Annotated in this window: 13 protein-coding genes; 9 read left to right on the top strand and 4 right to left on the bottom strand. The window is 56.1% G+C overall.

Annotation, left to right across the window (positions count from 1 at the left end):
* Nucleotides 1-191: 191 nt before the first annotated feature.
* On the top strand, nt 192-2,333 hold the full coding sequence (gene rlmKL / locus H1S06_RS06770; RefSeq protein WP_181738502.1) for a bifunctional 23S rRNA (guanine(2069)-N(7))-methyltransferase RlmK/23S rRNA (guanine(2445)-N(2))-methyltransferase RlmL: 2,142 nt from the start codon (nt 192-194) through the stop codon (nt 2,331-2,333).
* Between the two features lie 114 nt (nt 2,334-2,447).
* Here the strand turns inward: rlmKL and H1S06_RS06765 are convergent, their stop codons facing one another.
* A complete protein-coding gene (locus tag H1S06_RS06765; protein WP_181738500.1) occupies nt 2,448-2,930 on the bottom strand; it encodes an FKBP-type peptidyl-prolyl cis-trans isomerase in 483 nt (160 codons plus the stop codon).
* 308 nt (nt 2,931-3,238) lie between these two features.
* Here H1S06_RS06765 and H1S06_RS06760 point away from each other — a divergent pair, with 308 nt between their 5' ends.
* The 5 genes from H1S06_RS06760 to H1S06_RS06740 all read left to right on the top strand — a co-directional run bounded on the left by H1S06_RS06760 (nt 3,239) and on the right by H1S06_RS06740 (nt 9,694).
* Nucleotides 3,239-4,156, top strand: coding sequence for an AAA family ATPase (locus H1S06_RS06760; RefSeq protein ID WP_255482932.1), 918 nt, complete (start codon nt 3,239-3,241; stop codon nt 4,154-4,156).
* The gene (locus H1S06_RS06755; protein ID WP_181738497.1) at nt 4,140-5,123 is read left to right on the top strand and encodes a DUF58 domain-containing protein; all 984 of its coding nucleotides are present in this window, start codon (nt 4,140-4,142) and stop codon (nt 5,121-5,123) included. Before H1S06_RS06760 ends, H1S06_RS06755 begins: the two co-directional genes overlap by 17 nt.
* Entirely contained in the window at nt 5,120-7,096 is a 1,977-nt protein-coding gene (locus tag H1S06_RS06750) for a transglutaminase family protein (RefSeq protein ID WP_181738496.1), read from the top strand. Before H1S06_RS06755 ends, H1S06_RS06750 begins: the two co-directional genes overlap by 4 nt.
* Nucleotides 7,096-7,782 (top strand): M48 family metallopeptidase, encoded by a 687-nt coding sequence (locus H1S06_RS06745; protein WP_181738494.1) that lies wholly within the window; start codon nt 7,096-7,098, stop codon nt 7,780-7,782. The genes H1S06_RS06750 and H1S06_RS06745 overlap by 1 nt, the downstream gene beginning before the upstream one ends.
* Nucleotides 7,783-7,894: 112 nt before the next feature.
* The gene (locus tag H1S06_RS06740; RefSeq protein ID WP_181738572.1) at nt 7,895-9,694 is read left to right on the top strand and encodes a methyl-accepting chemotaxis protein; all 1,800 of its coding nucleotides are present in this window, start codon (nt 7,895-7,897) and stop codon (nt 9,692-9,694) included.
* Nucleotides 9,695-9,701: 7 nt separating this feature from the next.
* Here H1S06_RS06740 and H1S06_RS06735 read toward each other — a convergent pair whose 3' ends face one another.
* Entirely contained in the window at nt 9,702-10,502 is an 801-nt protein-coding gene (locus H1S06_RS06735) for a response regulator (protein WP_181738492.1), read from the bottom strand.
* A gap of 205 nt (nt 10,503-10,707) precedes the next feature.
* On the opposite strand from H1S06_RS06735, the gene H1S06_RS06730 reads away from it, so the two are divergent.
* Both H1S06_RS06730 and H1S06_RS06725 read left to right on the top strand, forming a co-directional pair.
* Nucleotides 10,708-11,898: an MFS transporter gene (locus H1S06_RS06730; protein WP_181738490.1), complete on the top strand. Its 1,191-nt coding sequence runs from the start codon at nt 10,708-10,710 to the stop codon at nt 11,896-11,898.
* 3 nt (nt 11,899-11,901) lie between these two features.
* Complete coding sequence (locus H1S06_RS06725; RefSeq protein ID WP_181738488.1) at nt 11,902-12,720, top strand: class II glutamine amidotransferase; 819 nt, start codon at nt 11,902-11,904, stop codon at nt 12,718-12,720.
* Nucleotides 12,721-12,752: 32 nt separating this feature from the next.
* Here H1S06_RS06725 and H1S06_RS06720 read toward each other — a convergent pair whose 3' ends face one another.
* On the bottom strand, nt 12,753-14,729 hold the full coding sequence (locus tag H1S06_RS06720; protein WP_181738486.1) for a flavohemoglobin expression-modulating QEGLA motif protein: 1,977 nt from the start codon (nt 14,727-14,729) through the stop codon (nt 12,753-12,755).
* Entirely contained in the window at nt 14,713-15,747 is a 1,035-nt protein-coding gene (locus H1S06_RS06715; RefSeq protein WP_181738484.1) for a glutathione synthetase, read from the bottom strand. The genes H1S06_RS06720 and H1S06_RS06715 overlap by 17 nt, the downstream gene beginning before the upstream one ends.
* 317 nt (nt 15,748-16,064) lie before the next feature.
* Between H1S06_RS06715 and H1S06_RS06710 the strand changes: the two genes are divergently transcribed.
* On the top strand, nt 16,065-16,973 hold the full coding sequence (locus H1S06_RS06710) for an ATP-grasp domain-containing protein (protein ID WP_181738482.1): 909 nt from the start codon (nt 16,065-16,067) through the stop codon (nt 16,971-16,973).
* The last annotated feature ends 4 nt before the right edge of the window (nt 16,974-16,977 follow it).

Raw genomic sequence — 16,977 nt, 5'->3', positions numbered from 1 at the left:
CGATTTAAAAAAACTATAGTGTTACAGAAGTGTCATGAATTTTATCCGAGCGCATCTGCAGCATTGTTATATAAATCAAAAAGTTAGTTGCTTTTGGCCGAGTGCGCTAAAGTATTGAAATTTTCTCACCTTGTAGTCAGGAAGGGTTAACCTGGCCGCAGGGCACACCGATATCGGAGTTTTCCCGCCCCATGAAATTATTTGTTACCTGCCCGAAGGGGCTGGAGAACCTGCTGCAGGATGAGATCGACCAGCTGGGTGGTCAGCACACGCGGCAAACGGTTGCAGGGGTGTATACCGAAGGCACGTTGGAATGTGCCTATCGCCTGTGCCTTTGGTCTCGCTTGGGCAATCGCGTGCTGATGCCCATAGCCGAAGGCGATGCGGAAGAGGCCGATGCATTGTATGCATTGGTACAGCAGGTCGACTGGTTAGAGCATCTGCGTCCTTCGGGGACACTGACAGTCGACTTCAATGGCCGTTCGCGAGGTATCAACAATACTCACTTTGGCGCACTCAAGGTGAAGGATGCAATTGTTGACCAGATCCGGACGGCGACGGGGCAGCGGCCAACCGTGGATCGTAATCAGCCTGATTTGCGTATCAATGTGCATGTGCATCGTGGCAAAGCCGTAGTTGCATTGGATCTGTCGGGCGAGAGCCTGCACCGTCGAGGCTATCGATTGAAGGCCGGTGCAGCGCCGATGAAGGAGAACCTGGCGGCTGCTGTGCTGATCCGTGCGGGATGGCCGCTGGAGGACCGGGATGCGCCGCTGCTGGATCCCATGTGCGGCTCTGGCACCTTGTTGACAGAGGCCGCGCTGATGGCCGCCGATATCGCCCCGGGGCTCTATCGACAGCGTTTCGGCTTCAGTCGCTGGTTGGGGCATGATGCGCACTTGTGGGCTGCCATACAGGACGAAGCCAATCAGCGTCGAGAGCAAGGGCGGGCTGCGCTGACCGCTCGTTTTTACGGCTTTGATGCAGATCAGAGCGTGCTGGATCGTGCCCGTGACAATGCTCGGCGTGCCGGTGTAGAGGACTTTATTCATCTGGAGAAACGACCTCTGGAGCAGTTGGCTGCTTTACCGGGCGTATCACGTCCAGGTCTTCTGGTGACTAACCCGCCCTACGGCGAGCGCTTGGGTGAGGCGTCATCATTGATGTTCTTGTACCGTACGCTGGGAGACCGGCTTAAGGCTTGCTGTGTCGGTTGGGAGGCGGCTGTCTTTACGGCCAACCCGGAACTGTGCAAGGTGATGAAGCTGCGAGCCGACAAGCAGTATCGAATGTTTAATGGCGCGCTGGATAGCAAGCTGTTGTTGTTCAAGGTGCATGAACGTGTTGAACCGGAGGCAGTGCACGGCTTGTCAGCGACAGGTGAGCTGTCAGAGCAGGCGCAGATGTTTGCCAACCGGTTGAAGAAAAATCTCAAGCAGCTGTCGCGCTGGGTCAAGCGAGAGGGGATTACGTGTTACCGGGCCTATGATGCGGATATGCCCGAATATGCCGTGGCAATCGATCTCTATCCCGGTCATGCGGTGGTGCAGGAATACGCGCCACCGGCGAAGGTTGATCCCGTAAAGGCTTTTTCACGTCTGCAGGATGTGATGCAGGCTGTACCGGTGGTGCTGGAGCTGCCGGCTGAACGCGTTGTGCTCAAACAGCGCAAGCGCCAGCAGGGACAGCAACAGTATGAGCGTCAGGATCTGAGCGGTCAGGTAATAGAAGTGGTCGAACATGGCTGCCGCTTGCAGGTGAATCTGTATGACTACCTGGACACGGGGCTGTTTCTGGATCATCGCCCCGTGCGGTACAGACTGCAACGGATGGCTCAAGGGAAGGATGTTCTCAATCTGTTCTGTTACACCGCCACGGCCAGTGTACATGCGGGTGTGGGTGGGGCGGCGACCACGACCAGTGTCGATATGTCGGCGACCTACCTGGAATGGGCGCGTCGTAATCTGGAGCTGAATGGCCTGCCCAAGGCACGTCACAAGCTGGTGCAGTCAGACTGCTTCAAGTGGCTGGATCAACCCCGTGCCGAACGTTACGACCTGATTTTCATGGATCCGCCAACCTTTTCAAATTCCAAGCGCATGCAGGATGTGCTGGATGTGCAGCGTGACCATGTGCGTTTGATTCGGGGCGCCATGCAGTTGCTGAAGCCGGAGGGGGTTCTGATCTTCTCCAACAATTACCGGCGCTTCGTGATTGATCGTGACAATCTAGCCGAGTTTGATCTTAAGGACATTACCGCACAGACGCTGGATCCCGACTTTGCGCGCAATCCGAAGATTCATTGCTGCTTTGAGATTCGACACCTTGCCTGAGGGTGTCAGGAGTCGAATGAAAGGGCGGTGACCGGACGAGAGGCGTGCTGCCGCCGCGCCTGAGGCGTCGGTGGTGGTGCGCCCCGATTTGTTCGGGAGCGCACCCGTCAGCGCTTAGTGGTGGTGGCCACCGGCGCCATGCACGTGGCGGTGCTCGACTTCTTCTTCAGTTGCGGAACGAACTTCAACAACTTCAACATCAAAGGTCAGTGTCTGTCCGGCCAGCGGGTGGTTGCCGTCCAGAGTGATGTTGTCGCCTTCAACCTTGATGACGGTAACCGGCTGCTCTCCCCAGGGAGTCTGGGCCATGAACTGCATGCCGATCTGGATATCGTCAATGCCGCTGAAAGCGCTGCGCTCAACATCCTGAACCAGTTCATCACGTACAGGACCGTAGCCTTCTTCGGGCTCAACGGTGACCTGCAGACTGTCTCCCACAACTTTGCCGACCAGAGCATTTTCCAAACCGGGGATGATGTTGCTGGCACCGTGCAGGTAGGCAAGAGGTTCCTGGCCATTGGAGCTGTCCAGCACGTTGCCTTCGGCATTGGTCAGAGTGTAGTGAATGGATACGACGGATTTATCGGCGATCTGCATCAGGGGTCTCCTGGTTGCGTGGAGATGCGTCGATGCTCAGGCTACCGCTGGCCGGTCCCCGCCAACGATGACAAAGGGCTCCTTGAGCCGGTAACAGGGCAGCTTGGCAGGGCTCCCGGTTGGTTTGACGCACATGCTAACGATCGTATCCGGCGGGTGCAACCCGAAACCTGCGGATATTAACATTGAAGTTTTGATCTTCGGCACAATGACCTTTGACAGGGCGTTCTGGAGTGGAGAACGACAGCTGAGCGCTGGTAGACTGGCAGCCACTTTTGGAGGACATGGTTGTGGCTGAAAAACTCAGGATGAACGTAGAGCAGGCACTGGCTTCACTTTCCAGTGTGCTGTTGGGCAAGGAGCGACAGGTCAGACTGGCATTGACCTGTCTACTGGCAGAAGGGCATCTGCTCATCGAGGATTTGCCGGGGATGGGTAAAACAACTCTGGCCCATGCCCTGGCACGGGTGTTGGGACTGGAGGATAAGCGGGTTCAGTTCACCAGTGACATGTTGCCGGCGGATATTATCGGTGTCTCCATTTTCGAACCGCAGGAGAGCGGTTTCCGCTTTCATCAGGGCCCGGTGTTTACACAGTTGCTGCTGGCCGATGAGATCAACCGAGCGACGCCCAAAACTCAGTCGGCCTTGCTGGAGGCCATGGAAGAAGGGCAGGTCAGTGTTGAAGGCGAGCGGTACCCGTTGCCGGTGCCTTTCTTTGTTATTGCTACCCAGAACCCCTCCAGCCAGTTTGGTACCTTCCCACTGCCGGAATCACAACTGGACCGTTTTTTGATGCGGATTACGCTGGGTTATCCCACGGCGGACGTGGAACTGCAATTACTGGCCGGGGGCGGGACGCGGCAGCAGGCCTACCGGCTGGAGCCCTGCTTGACGTCTGAGCAGTTGAAACAGGTACAGGCAGCCTGTCGGCAGGTGCATGCATCAGCCAGCCTGATCGCGTATGTACAGCGCCTGCTGCAGCACACGCGTGAAGCGGAAGGTTTCAGTTACGGTGTGTCCCCCCGAGGTGGGCTGGCCTTGTTACGTTGCGCACGTTGCTGGGCCTGGCTGTCAGGGCGTGATCATGTGGTACCTGAAGATGTTCAGGCTGTTCTGGGAGCCGTGGTGGGACATCGTATTCGCTCTGCCAGTGATCTGGCCGGACATGAAAGTGATCGGCTGGTAGCGCAATTGCTGGCAGAGGTGGATGTCATTGGCCAGTGAACTCTATCGTTCTATTCAGGCACGCGTCAGACGCTGGACACTGGCACGACAAACACCGGCTCGCACACAGACGCTGACCCAGAATCGCATTTTTATTCTGCCGAGCCGGGCGGGGAGTGTCTGGCTGTTGCTGTTGCTGTTGATGCTGGTCATGGCGATCAACTATGAAAATAACCTGGTCTATGCCCTGACGTTCCTGCTGTTGGGAGTATTCCTGTCGGCGATGTTTCACACCTATGCCAACCTGGCCGGGATCGAAGTGAAGGTGCTGCCTTCAGAGCCTTGTTTTGCCGGTGGTCAGGCCGCGTTTGAGCTGGAACTGCAGCGGCACTCTTCGCGTCAGTTGGAGCAGTTGAGTCTGAGGCTTGAACATTCAGAGCTGGAGCAGATCGTTGATCTGCAACAGGCCCGTCAGCAGGTGCGCCTGTACAGTCCGGCTCGTCGGCGGGGATGGATGAGTCCTGGTGGTGTCAAACTGGAAACCACCTATCCGCTGGGGCTGTTTCGTGCCTGGTCCTGGCTCAATCTGGAACTGAAAACGCTGGTGTATCCCGAGCCGCTGGACACGACGTTGCCGGAAGGTGCGCAGGGGCAGGCCGTATCGGGAGAGGCGCATCTGTCCATGCGACGTGGTGATGACGACTTTGCCGGGCTTGAGCGGTTTCAACCCGGCATGTCACCACGTCAGGTCGACTGGAAAAGCTATGCTCGTGGCCGCGGTCTGTATGCCAAGCATTTTGCCGGTCATCAAGATCCCGATTACTGGCTGGATCTGGATGCTTTGGGGGGAGAAACATTGGAGCGTCGTTTGTCACGGATGACGGCCTGGGTACAGTATCTGTCCACTCGGGATGTGCGTTTTGGTGTGCGTCTGGGCAGCTTTGTGCTGGAACCGGCAGAGGGTGAAGCCCATTGCACACGTGCTTTGGCTGCACTGGCGCTCTACGGTCTGGAGGGAGAAGCATGAAAGGCAGGCAGATCAGCCGTACGGCTGTGGTGTGGCAGTTGCTTGCCGTGATGCTGGTTGTGTTGCCGCACGTGCAGTGGCTGCCTCTGTGGGTGCCGGCGCTGGTGGTGCTGGCGATTGGCTCGCGTCTGATGATTCACAGTGGTCGCTGGTCATTCCCTCACTGGTCGGTGAAGGCGCTGCTGGTCATCGCTTCCAGTGGCGGCCTGATTCTGAGTTTCAACCACCAGGCGGGTCCTGAAACCATGGTGGCACTTCTGGTGGTCGGGCTGGCATTGAAACTGCTGGAGGTCTATCACCGACGTGATGCGCTGGTTGTACTGTTTGTTAGCCTGTTCGTGGCGGCAACCGCATTCCTGTTCAGTGAATCGGTCTGGATTGCGGGCTATATCCTGCTGACAACCGTGTTGGTACTGGCGGCCTTGAACAGTATTCAACAATCCAGTAGTGCCCGCCGTTTCCGCGACAATCTTAAAAGTGCAGGCCGTCTGTTGTTGCCGGCGATACCATTCATGCTGGTGCTGTTTTTCCTGTTTCCGCGGTTGGAGCCTTTCTGGTCGGTCACGATCGACAGTGGGCAGGCCAAGACCGGTTTGTCCGATGAGCTCTCGCCGGGAGATGTCAGCAAACTGGCACAATCCGACGAGCTGGCATTCCGGGCGACCTTTGAGGGCGAAGTGCCTCTGCCGGCGCAGCGTTACTGGCGCTCTCTGGTGCTGAGTGAGTTCGACGGGCGGCGCTGGACACGCCCTTCCCACGAACAGCGCCAGGTGTTAAGACCGGAGCAGTTGCAGCCGTTGGTCTCGGCACAGCGTTATGAAGTGATCATGGAAGCCAGTGGTCGCCCCTGGCTGGTGGCTCTGGATCAGCCCTTGAGAGCGGGACAGGGAACGTTGATGACGCCCGTACGTACCCTGGTTATGGATCGACCGTTGGAGCGTCGTCGTCAGTATCCGGTTGAGTCGGTGCTGCAGTATCGTCAGCAGCCGCTGCTGACCCGCCAGGAAGCACGGCACTATCTGCAGTTGCCGGCCGGGGGCAACCCGGACAGCCGTGCTCTGGCGCAACGTTTGTTGACGCAGGCGGACGGGAATACGGACGGGGTCATTACTCTGCTGCAGGCCTATTTCAACAAAACCTTCGTGTATACGCTGGAGCCCGGACGACTAGGACGTGACAGTGTCGATCAATTCCTGTTTGAAACCCGAGAGGGATATTGTGAGCACTTTGCCAGTGCAACCGCCTTTGTTCTGCGCAGTGCCGGTATTCCGTCACGTATAGTCACCGGCTACCAGGGAGGAGAATGGAACCCGTATGAAGGGTATCTCCAGGTACGTCAGTATGACGCCCATGCCTGGGTGGAGTACTGGCAACCCGAGGCCGGGTGGCAACGGCTGGACCCGACAGCGGCGGTTGCGCCTGAGCGAATACGTACCTCGGCGCAGGATTATTTCAGTACCAACGAGGGGTTTTCGAGTGCCGGAATGGGGCTGGGTATCGACTGGCTCAGGGATCTGCGTCAACGCTATGATGCGTTTAACTACTCCTGGCACCGTTGGGTGCTGAATTACCAGGGCCAGCAAGTACAGCTACTGGATGACTGGCTGGGGGGGGAAGATCGATGGCGCAGGCTGCTGGCCTGGCTGTTGCCAACAATGCTGGTGTTCGGTACGGTCGGATACTGGCTGTTGCGACCTCGGCCGACCTTGCCGCGAGACCCGATGGCACGTGCTTTGATGCGCTTGCAGCAGCGCTTTGCCACGCTGGAGTCCGGGCGCGAGCCGGCGGAATCGCTGGCTATGTGGCTGCAGCGAGTCGCTGATGATTGGCCAAAGCAGAGGGCGCTGATGCTGCGCCTTGCCTTTCTTGATGACCAGCAACGTTATATCGAGCGGAAAGACCCACACCAACAGGCGGAAATGAAACGGCTTTGCCGCATTCTGATGCGTCAATTGCCGCGGAAGAAGCGATAATGACACCAGACTATCAGCTGCTGCGCAGTGCCAGGCGCAAGACGTTGGCGATCCAGGTCCGTGATGGCCAGGTTGTTGTGCGTGCACCTATATCGGCCACCCGAGCAGCGATCGAAGGCTTTGTGCAGAGCAAAGCCGACTGGATCGGTCTTCATCGGCAGCGCCAACAGCGAGAAATTGAGCAGCTGGGTGTTCAGGTGCGGCAGGGCGGGTCTGTGCCCTGGCGGGGACAAATGCTGGAGTTGTACTGGCAGCGTGGGGAGGCCAGTGGAGTAAGGCAGACCACCGACGGCTTTCAGGTGACGCTATCGAGCCGGGTTCGCCGGGATGAATGTCAGGTTGTAACAGAGCAACTGCAGCGCTGGTTTCAAGAGCAGGCTGAGGCCTGTCTGCCGGCTCGTACGCAAGCGCTTGCAGTCAGAACAGGGCTGCAGCCGTCCAGCACTAGCATAGGGAGCTGGCGCGGTCGTTGGGGGCAGTGTTCCCGCTCGGGCGAGGTGAAGTTGAACTGGAGGTTGTTGCAATTGGCACCGGCGTTGCAAGACTATGTGATTGTGCATGAGCTCTGTCATCTTCGGTACATGCACCACGGGCCCGAATTTCATGAGCTGTTGCAGCACCATTGCCCGGAACATCCACGCCTGAATACAGAGATGCGGCGTTTCACGCCTTGGTTGACGTGGTGAAAGAGACCTTGAGAGACTGGTATTTCGTTTGAAGATGTGTCAAAAATAAGACACTTCCTGTGGGTCAAGGGAATAGCCAAACAGCATAATAATGATAATCAGCGGGATGACGATGACTCTTTATACAGCAATAGAAAAAGCGGTATTCAATACACTGACCAGGAAAATAGTCGGTAACGTACTTTTCCTACTGTTGCCTTATCTGGTCCTCGTTCTGTTGGGTGGTTACTTTGCGGCTGATATGCATCGGCTGCTGGCCGATCTGGCCTTGACGCCCGAGCAGCTGTTGGCCGTTGAGGGGCGTTTCTCAGCCCTGCTCTGGAGTACGGGGGTTACCATTGCCGTGGCACTGGTTGCGGGTGTGGGCACGATATTTTTCATGCGTCACCTGTTTTTGCGCCCGATTCGTGAAATCACCGCCGTACTGCGCGCAATCAAGGACAAGGATGGCGATATCTCCGGCACTTTGCCGGAGTATACCCATGACGAAATCTCCGAGATGGCGGCTGCCTACAATGAGTTTTCCGGCAGTCTGAAAAAAATGATAGCGGAAAGTCAGCGCCGTTCAGTGAGTGTGGCGTTGTGTGCGACACGGCTGCAAAAAGTGGTTGTGCAGGCTCATGGCTCGGCACAGGATCAGGAGCAGCAGGCTCAGCTGGTATTTCAGGCCAGTCAGGAATCCACTCAGGCGATTGACGAGATTGCCGGCAGCACCCTGACCATCAGCGAGCAGAATAACGGTAATATGCAGGAGGTCCATGCCTCCCGTGATGAGCTGCAACGGGTACACGAACAGGTTCGGTCGGTATGTGAATTGGCTGCCGGTTTTCAGCAAACGGTCGACAAACTGAGTGAAAACTCGGGCAATATCACCAACATTCTGTCGATGGTGAAGGATTTTTCCGATCAAACCAATCTGCTGGCCTTGAATGCCTCCATTGAGGCGGCGCGGGCCGGTGAGGCCGGGCGCGGGTTTGCCGTGGTTGCCGATGAGGTGCGCGGGCTGTCGCAGAAAGTCAGCAATGCTACGCGGGAGATTGACGACAATATCGGTGAAATGGCTACTCTGGTCGAGGATACGCGTGCCAGTGCGCGTAATATTCTTGAGTATGTCGATAACACAGACCGTTTTATCAGCGCGACCAATGAACAATTTTCCCGCATGGTGTCGGACTTCGAAGAGGTGAACGCGCAGTTGACCGGTATCAGTGCTGCAATCGATGAACTCTCGCATACCAACCGGGAATCGCACGGGCATGTGCAGAGTATTACCGAGCTTTCCACCGAAATACGCGATGAAATGGCGCAGTCGCGCAGCTATTCGGAAGAGCTGGAAATTTCGACTGAAGAAACCCAGGAGCTGCTGTCTCGCTTTGTTATCGGCTATGGCGGCTTTGAGCACATGATCCAGACGGGCAAACAGTGGAATCAGCAAACCGTTGCGGCTTTGGAGCAGTTGCAGGCGGAAGGCGTTGATCTCTTTGATCAGAACTACCGTTGTATCAATGAGGGGCAGCAGCCAGAGCAGTTCAACTGCGGTTATACGGATCGATTTGAACGCCTGCTGCAGCCGATGTTTGACCGTTTTATTGCCGAGCGTCCCGAATTTGCCTATGCGATTGCGATTGATCGTAACGGTTATGCTCCGGCGCATCATGCCAAGGTTTCCAAACCGCTGACCGGGGATTTTCAGGTGGATAACCTGTACAGCCGTAATCGGCGGATTTTCACGGGCAACAGGGCTGAAAAGCGCCGGGCTTCTCATACGTCGCCGTTTCTGCTGCAGACATTTATCCGTGATACGGGAGAAGTTCTGAATGACCTGTCGATTCCCATTTATCTCAATGGCAAACACTGGGGGGCATTGATCATGGGATTCAACCCTGAGCATTTGCTCAGGGAAGGGCTCTAGCGATGGACTAAATGACTCCGGAGGTGAGTCGGCGAACCATCTGTTTCAGCATGTCGTAGTTGAGCGGCTTGTTACAAATGGCGGATACATCGGCGCTTTGAATGGCGGCCAGGCGGCTTTGATTCTGTTCCGACGTGATCATCATCACGGGTACGGTGGGCTGGTCGCTGTATCGGCGAATATGTTCAAGTAGCTCCAGGCCATCAATGTTTGGCATGTTGTAATCGGAAATGACCAGATCAAAGCGCTGGTGCTTCATTATTTGTAAGGCTTCGGCACCATCCGAGGCTTCCGTTACCTGCTCGATGCCAATGGCGTTCAACCCCTTGATGATGTAGCGACGGGACAGGCTACTGTCGTCAACCGTCAGAATCTGCATGAACTCCAGCTCGCTTTGCTCTTCTGGCTCGGTTTCATGCAAGTCGCGGATGTAGTGCATGGTGTTGCGCAGTGCAGCGGCAAGCGCATCCTGACTGAAGGGTTTGGGCAAGATGGCAATGGCACCGGCCTGTCGTATGGGTTCCAGATAACGATAATGCGTTTCCGATGAAATCAGCAGGAAAGTCACATCGGTGAGTGCCTGGTGCTGCCGCATGCGCGTGACCAGATCGGTTCCGGTCATGTCGGGCAGGTGCATGGAGGACACCACTATATCGGGTATCACCTGCTGCATGCGCTGCAGAGCGGGGGTCGCCTCTTCGAACGCCTCGATCTCCTTGAGTCCAATCTCTCTCAGGTGGTCGGTTATGATGGTACGTTGCAGCTTGGATGGTTCAATGACCAGTACCAGCAGTTCATCAAGTGTCATATACCGTTTTCTTCCTGTTCAATTCGTTGCAGGTACATCGAGAGTTAGCACTCTGAATATACAAGCAGTGTCTCAAATTTTCGACGCTGAATCCTGCTTTTACCGCTACTGACCTTCGTGTTCGCAAGACTCGGTGATAGAGGGTGTCTTGCAACCTGAAGAATGAACGCTTTAAATAGGCGTTTGTCTTATTCTTGGTGGTTATATGAATAGAGATGTTTGGTTGTTGGCATTGTGCCAGGCACTGTTGAATACGGGTAATGTGCTGTTGGTGTCGGTTAATGCTCTGATTGGCCAACAGTTGGCGCCGACGGCAGCATTGATTACATTGCCGGTGGCGTTCCAGTTTGTGGGCCTGATGGCGGCCACGATTCCTGCCTCATTGATCATGCAACGTATTGGTCGGCGTAACGGTTTTTTGCTGGGTAACCTGATTGGTCTGGGCGGAGCGCTGACCTGTTTGTGGGCACTGCAAGTCGCCAGTTTTGCCCTGTTTTGCCTGGGGACAACCCTCCTGGGGGTTGGTATCGGCTTTGGCATGCTGTATCGCTTTGCAGCGGTTGAAGTCTGTCGCAAAGGGCAGGAAAGTCGTGCCATTTCCATGGTGATGCTGGGCGGTATCATTGCTGCTGTACTGGGACCGAATCTGGCGGTGTACAGTCGCTCCATGCAGCTGGGGGTGGATTTCAGCGGAGCCTTTGCCCTGTTGGCCGGCGTATACTTGCTGGCGCTGGTACTGCTGTTGTGGATTCGTATTCCACCGATGCCTCGAGAACAGGACGGTAGCGCCCGACCGCTCGGAGAGATCATGCTGCAGCCGAGATTCTTGATGGCGGTGCTGGCGGGTATGGTCAGTTTTGCCGTGATGAACCTGCTGATGACGGCGACCCCGCTGGCGATGAACCGGTGTGGCTATAGTTTTACCAGTGCCGCCAATGTGATTGAGTGGCATGTGCTGGGCATGTATCTGCCGTCATTTTTCACGGCTTCTTTGATTCGCCGGTTTGGTGAAGTGTCGTTGATGAAGGTGGGTGCAGTGGTGACCCTTGCCTGTATCGCGGTCAACCTGCATGGGCAGAGCGAATGGCATTTCTGGGCGGCCCTGTTCTTGCTGGGCGTTGGTTGGAACTGGATGTTTATCAGTGCAACGTCTTTCCTGACTCGGGCGTATCGCCCTGCGGAAAAAGCCAAGGCTCAGGCAGCCAATGAATTTCTGGTGTTCGGCATGGTCACGGTGTCGGCCCTGGCGGCCGGTTGGCTGGAGTCGAGTCTGGGTTGGGCCAGCATGAATATCTTGATGATTCCGGTCCTTGTCTTTACGCTGTTGGCCCTGTTTTTGCTGGAACCGGTCAGGCGTGAGGCCGAAGTCGGTGCTCGGTCGGTTGAGGTAAGTTGATTCATGTGTGCACTTTGGGCAATTAGCAGTGCCGAGGCTGTTCAGCTGCCAGCGTTGGTGATGCCTCCTGTTCCGCCGGATGGCGAAAAGAGCGCTGGCTGGGGAGTTGCCTGGTACGAACAGGGTGATGTCCATCGTGTGCGAGAAGCGGTATCGAGTGGCTCGACGCTTCGGCCCCTTTGGTTGAGCGACGAAAGGTGTTGCGCTCGGCTGTTTGTTGGGCATCTGCATCAGGCAGGCAACGAGGAAACGCTGCGCAATACTCAACCCTTTCAGCGTGAGTCAGGAGGGGTTGTTCATCTGTTTGCCCATAGTGGTCAGTTGAGTCGGTTCATTCATAATCCGAAACGTTTTCCGGTCGGGCATTTTCGCCCGCTCGGGGAAACGGATTCCGAACGCGCATTCTGTGTGTTGATGGCGCGTTTGGCCGCGCTGTGGCAGGACGGGCGGCCGGACCCTGATGTGCGCTTGGCAATCGTCGCGGATTTTGCTGCCCGTTTGCGCTCACTGGGACCTGCCACGTTTCTCTATTCTGATGGGGAGCTGTTGTTTGCACACAGTGATGTGCGTCGGCAGGCTGACCAAGTTGTATCTGAAGGGTTGTATCAGTGGCAGGTCAATTTGGGGCGCGAAGCCGACCAGGGCGCGCCGGTCGGCTCTTTGGAAGGGGCAATGACCATGCTGACCAGCGCTCCTGCGGATTGTCTTTCCTGGCAGCCTTTGCCTGAGGGCGAGGTGATGATGTTTCGGGATGGGCGGCTGTTGGACAGTTGTCCCCGCCTGACTCTGTGGCATGAAGCGATGGCGGCACTGGAGGAGTAACGGCCGCCATCACGACACCCAGTGGGTATGCATCAACGGATGCAGTTGACCAGGTAGGCAATTTCCGGGTGACTGTCTTGTGGATTCAACAGGCTGTCCGGTAAAAAGGTTGGGGCCTTTACCAATCCCCGAGCCAGAAGCTCATCAATCAAGGGCAAATAACCGAATCCGGTTTTGCCGACATACAACCCGTTGATATTCCCGCTCCGCCACAGCTTAAGTGCCTGACTGAACCCGCTCAGGTACAGGTGATCTTTGGTAAAGCCGCCGCCACGGTGGACTCGAGCCGTGATTTTGAACGCTTCATCATGCGGGCACTGATGGTCCTCGACCAGCGTGCGCCAGGTGCGACAAAAATCGTTGTGGCGAATCATCTGATCAACGGCAATGACGCGCAAGGCCAGTGTTTTCAGGCGCTTCAGTGTCAGGTGGCCACACAGGAATTCACTCAGTATGGCCAGCCCCTCTTGGGCGTGGGTATTGCCGGGCAGACCCAGTGTGAACACTTTCAGCGGTTGTGCTGCCGCGTTCAGTGAGGTCACCATATGGACGCCCAGTTCATGATGGGCCAGAGCGTGGAGTTCCGATTCACTGGCGCTGGTGTGGCGTCGTACCATCAGGGCCTTGCGGCCATTGTTGACCATGGCCTGAGCCAGCAATCGATCAGACAGTTCAACCTTGCATTCCAGCCCCCACTCCTGTGCCTTTTGCTCAAAGAAAGGGATCATCTGCTCGGATGAATAGCGTGGGCTATTGGTCTCGATCGGGCGTTCTGCTGCATGCAGCAGGAAGCGGGCATTGGCCAGATCTTCCGCGGTGGGCTCGCCGTAGTAACGTAGCGAGTTGTACAGAAAACGGTCGCTGCCTATGCTGACCAGCAGGTCGATACGCTCGGCCAGAGCGTCGATTACCTCACGATAAAGCTGACGCAGGGCCGGGTCTCGAATACGGTCTACCGGTAGGCGGTAGAGCTTTTCTCGGTGTGCATACGGGTCGATACGTAACTGTCGGTAACGGAACTGTGGCTGGTAATGCCCTTTGCTGCGCATGAACAGGCGTTCTTCACGGGCGATGTTGATCGGGTTGATATACAGCAGTGTTTCCAGTCCCTTGGCCAGTTTTTTCAGTGCCTGATCAACGCGCAGTACTTCCGGCGGCAGTTCGCTGGGCATCAGGTCATGGCCGCTCAGAGGACGTTTGGTACTTTGTCGTGCAAGGGTTGCAGCCGCTTCATACAGGCTGCTGTGGAGCCCATCGCGCAGGGCATCGACCATCAGTGGGTAGAGGACATTGTGGCTGTCCCGGAAAACGGGGTCGATCTGCAAGGGGATGGTCAGTGTCTGCTCATGTCGAGTGTTGACATGGGCGCTGAGGTAGTCGCCCTGGTGCTCGGCACCACCGCTGGACGTGCTGACGTCCTGATGGGGCAGGGCGATGGTTTGCAATTGCTGTTGTAGGCAAGCTACCACGGCCTGCCCTTCGGGCAGGCGAACCTGACTGTCGATGATATGAAAAATACCGTTGTTGCCACGGCATGCCTGACTGTGAAGATCGATCAGCAGGCATTGGCCGTGATCATGCTCCAGGGCGTCCAACAGGGCGTCGAGCAGATGGTAGAAGCGCCGATGGCGGCGGTGCGCATATTGCTGCATTGCCTTGGTCGGTGGTCGCTTCCACAGGCTGCGGCCTTCCAGACGCTTACGCATGCATTGTGCCAGTGAGAAGTTCAGATCGCAGGCCAGTCGGGACTCTTCTACAATCAGCGTGATCGGGAGCAGGGCGGCCAGTTGGTCCGTACCGGCCGCTTCCAGCTGACGACGTTGCTCCGTGTTGAGCAGCAAGCGCTGCTCAACAGTGTCGCGCAGTTCAGTCCCGGCATGCAGAACGGTACAAACCAGCGGTACATACTCGTCAATGCGGATGCTCAGACCGCCATTGCGCAGGCGGGCATGGACCGGTTGTCGGTTCTCGATGAGCGCCAGGATGGCGGCTTCAGACAGCGTCTGCATCTTCGATCACCTTGCGGAAGGCACTTTTGCGCAGTTCGACCAAATTGCGTGCATCAATAACATTTTCGACAAAATCGATTACCTGACGCTGCAGGCGGACTCGGTTCAGCTTGTTGATGCGCACAATGCCGCCGGGTGCCATTACGTTTACTTCGATCAGCTTGCCGTTGATGACGTCCAAACCGGTGAAGTACAGACCGTCGCGGACCAGTTTTGGACCGATACTGCGACACAGTTCACGCTCTTCCTTGGTCAGTGAATGCTTGACCACTCGACCACCGGCATGCACGTTGGAGCGAACATCGTTGTCAGCCGGAATGCGACGCATGGCGCCTATGGGTTCGCCGTTGAGCATCAGAATACGGACGTCTCCGTTTTCGGCACCGTCAACGTATTCCTGCAGAATCACGTAGTTGCTGCTGCCGCCGCTGCCAATGTAGAAATCGAGCAGGGAACGGAAGCTTTGGCGTGCGCTTTTTTCTATCACGATCACGCCTTTACCGCCGAAACCGTTCAGCGGTTTCAGGATCATGCGTTCTCCCGGTGATTCTTCCAGCGCCTTTTCCAGGTATTCCTTGTTCTTGGAGACATGAGTAACCGGCATGTACTTGGATGCAGGGCCATTGAAGGCCGCCGTGTACAGTTTATTGTTGCCAATACGCAGTCCATCCAGTCCGTTCATGATGAAAACATCCCCGTGTATGGAGTCGAGGAAGTTCAACACGATGGTGTCCAGCGGCGGGTTCAGGCGCACAATAATCGCGTCGAAGCCGGCCAGTGGCAAACGGCTGCGTCGAAACTCCGCATGACGGTAAAACGACGGAATGTTGTCGGATACCTTGCCTTTGCGCAGCACATTACAGAAGGCACTGCTGATGTTATCGCGAATGGTTAGATTGGCTGGCGAAGTAATGGCAACGGTATGACCACGCAATGCAGCTTCATGCACCATGCGCAAGGTGGTGTCGGTGTCCGGTTTGACCTGTTCCCAGGGGTACATCAGAAAGCAGATTTTCATTGTGTTTCTCCTGCAGACAGATGGGTGTGGGGGGCTGCAAAGAGGCCCTTGGTAATGGCTGTCGGCGTAAAGGTAGGCAAAAGAGAAAAGTGCCAGGACTCAGGACTGAGTAGCCTGTGGCAAGTGCGCGCATTGAAAGCTATAACCGAGCCCTGAGCAAGCATTTTTATACCAGTTAGACGTTATTTTTTTTCATCTATATGCGCCAGTATAGGCGCGTTCGTCAGACGCATCGCCTACGCTGCTCAAAGAGCTGGTGCCGGAGCGCGGACAGGCTTAATATCGCGCCACCTTTACATTCAGGAGTGGAAAAACCGATGCTGGGTTGGATCCTTTACAAATCCGATCATACCTTGGTCAAACAGGAGACCTACGAGATCGAACGGCTGGTCAGTCAGGCCAGTTCGCACGGTATTGATATCAGGGTTTATACCCCAGAAGCCTTTGACCTGATGGTAACGCGGGATGATCGTACCAGTGTTATGCTGGATGGCCAGTCGACGCCACTGCCGGATTTTTTTCTGCCACGAATGGGGGCTGGTACCAACTATTTCGCCTTGGCGGTGATACGGCACCTGGAGCGCTTGGGTGTGCACAGCTTTAACTCGGCCGAGAGTATTGATACGGTCAAAGACAAGCTGTACAGCCATCAGATATTGGCGCAGAACGGCTTGCCGGTACCGAAAACCATGCTGGTCAAGTTTCCGGTGAACCCGGAGTTGGTCAAGCGTCAGATCGGCTTCCCGGTGGTGGTGAAAACCCTGTCGGGTTCGCAGGGCAGCGGTGTGTTTCTGTGTGAAACGCTGGGCCACTTCGAAGACCTGATGCAAATGGTTGAAGTGACGAACCCCAAGGCCAATATTATCCTGCAAGAGTTCATCGCCGACAGTCGTGGCCGTGACCTGCGTGTCATTGTGATCGGAGGGCGTGCTGTTGCCTGTATGGAGCGAGTGGCTGAAGAAGGCAGCTTCAAAGCCAATTTTTCCAGAGGCGCGTCGGTACGCGAGTTTTCGATGACGCCCGAGGTCGAATGGCTTGCCATTGAGACGGCTCGAGTGCTGGGTCTGGAAATTGCTGGAGTCGATTTGCTGTTTGACGGTGACCACTACAAGGTGTGTGAAGCCAATTCGTCACCGGGCTTTGAAGGTGTGGAAAGCTGCTGTGATGTCGATGTAGTCAATGAAATTTATCACTTCTTGCGCATTCGCTTGGGCAATTTTCAGTAAGCCT

The organism is Marinobacterium marinum (assembly GCF_013868415.1).
Lineage (GTDB): Bacteria > Pseudomonadota > Gammaproteobacteria > Pseudomonadales > Balneatricaceae > Marinobacterium > Marinobacterium marinum.
This window is presented reverse-complemented; position numbering and strand designations above follow the sequence as displayed.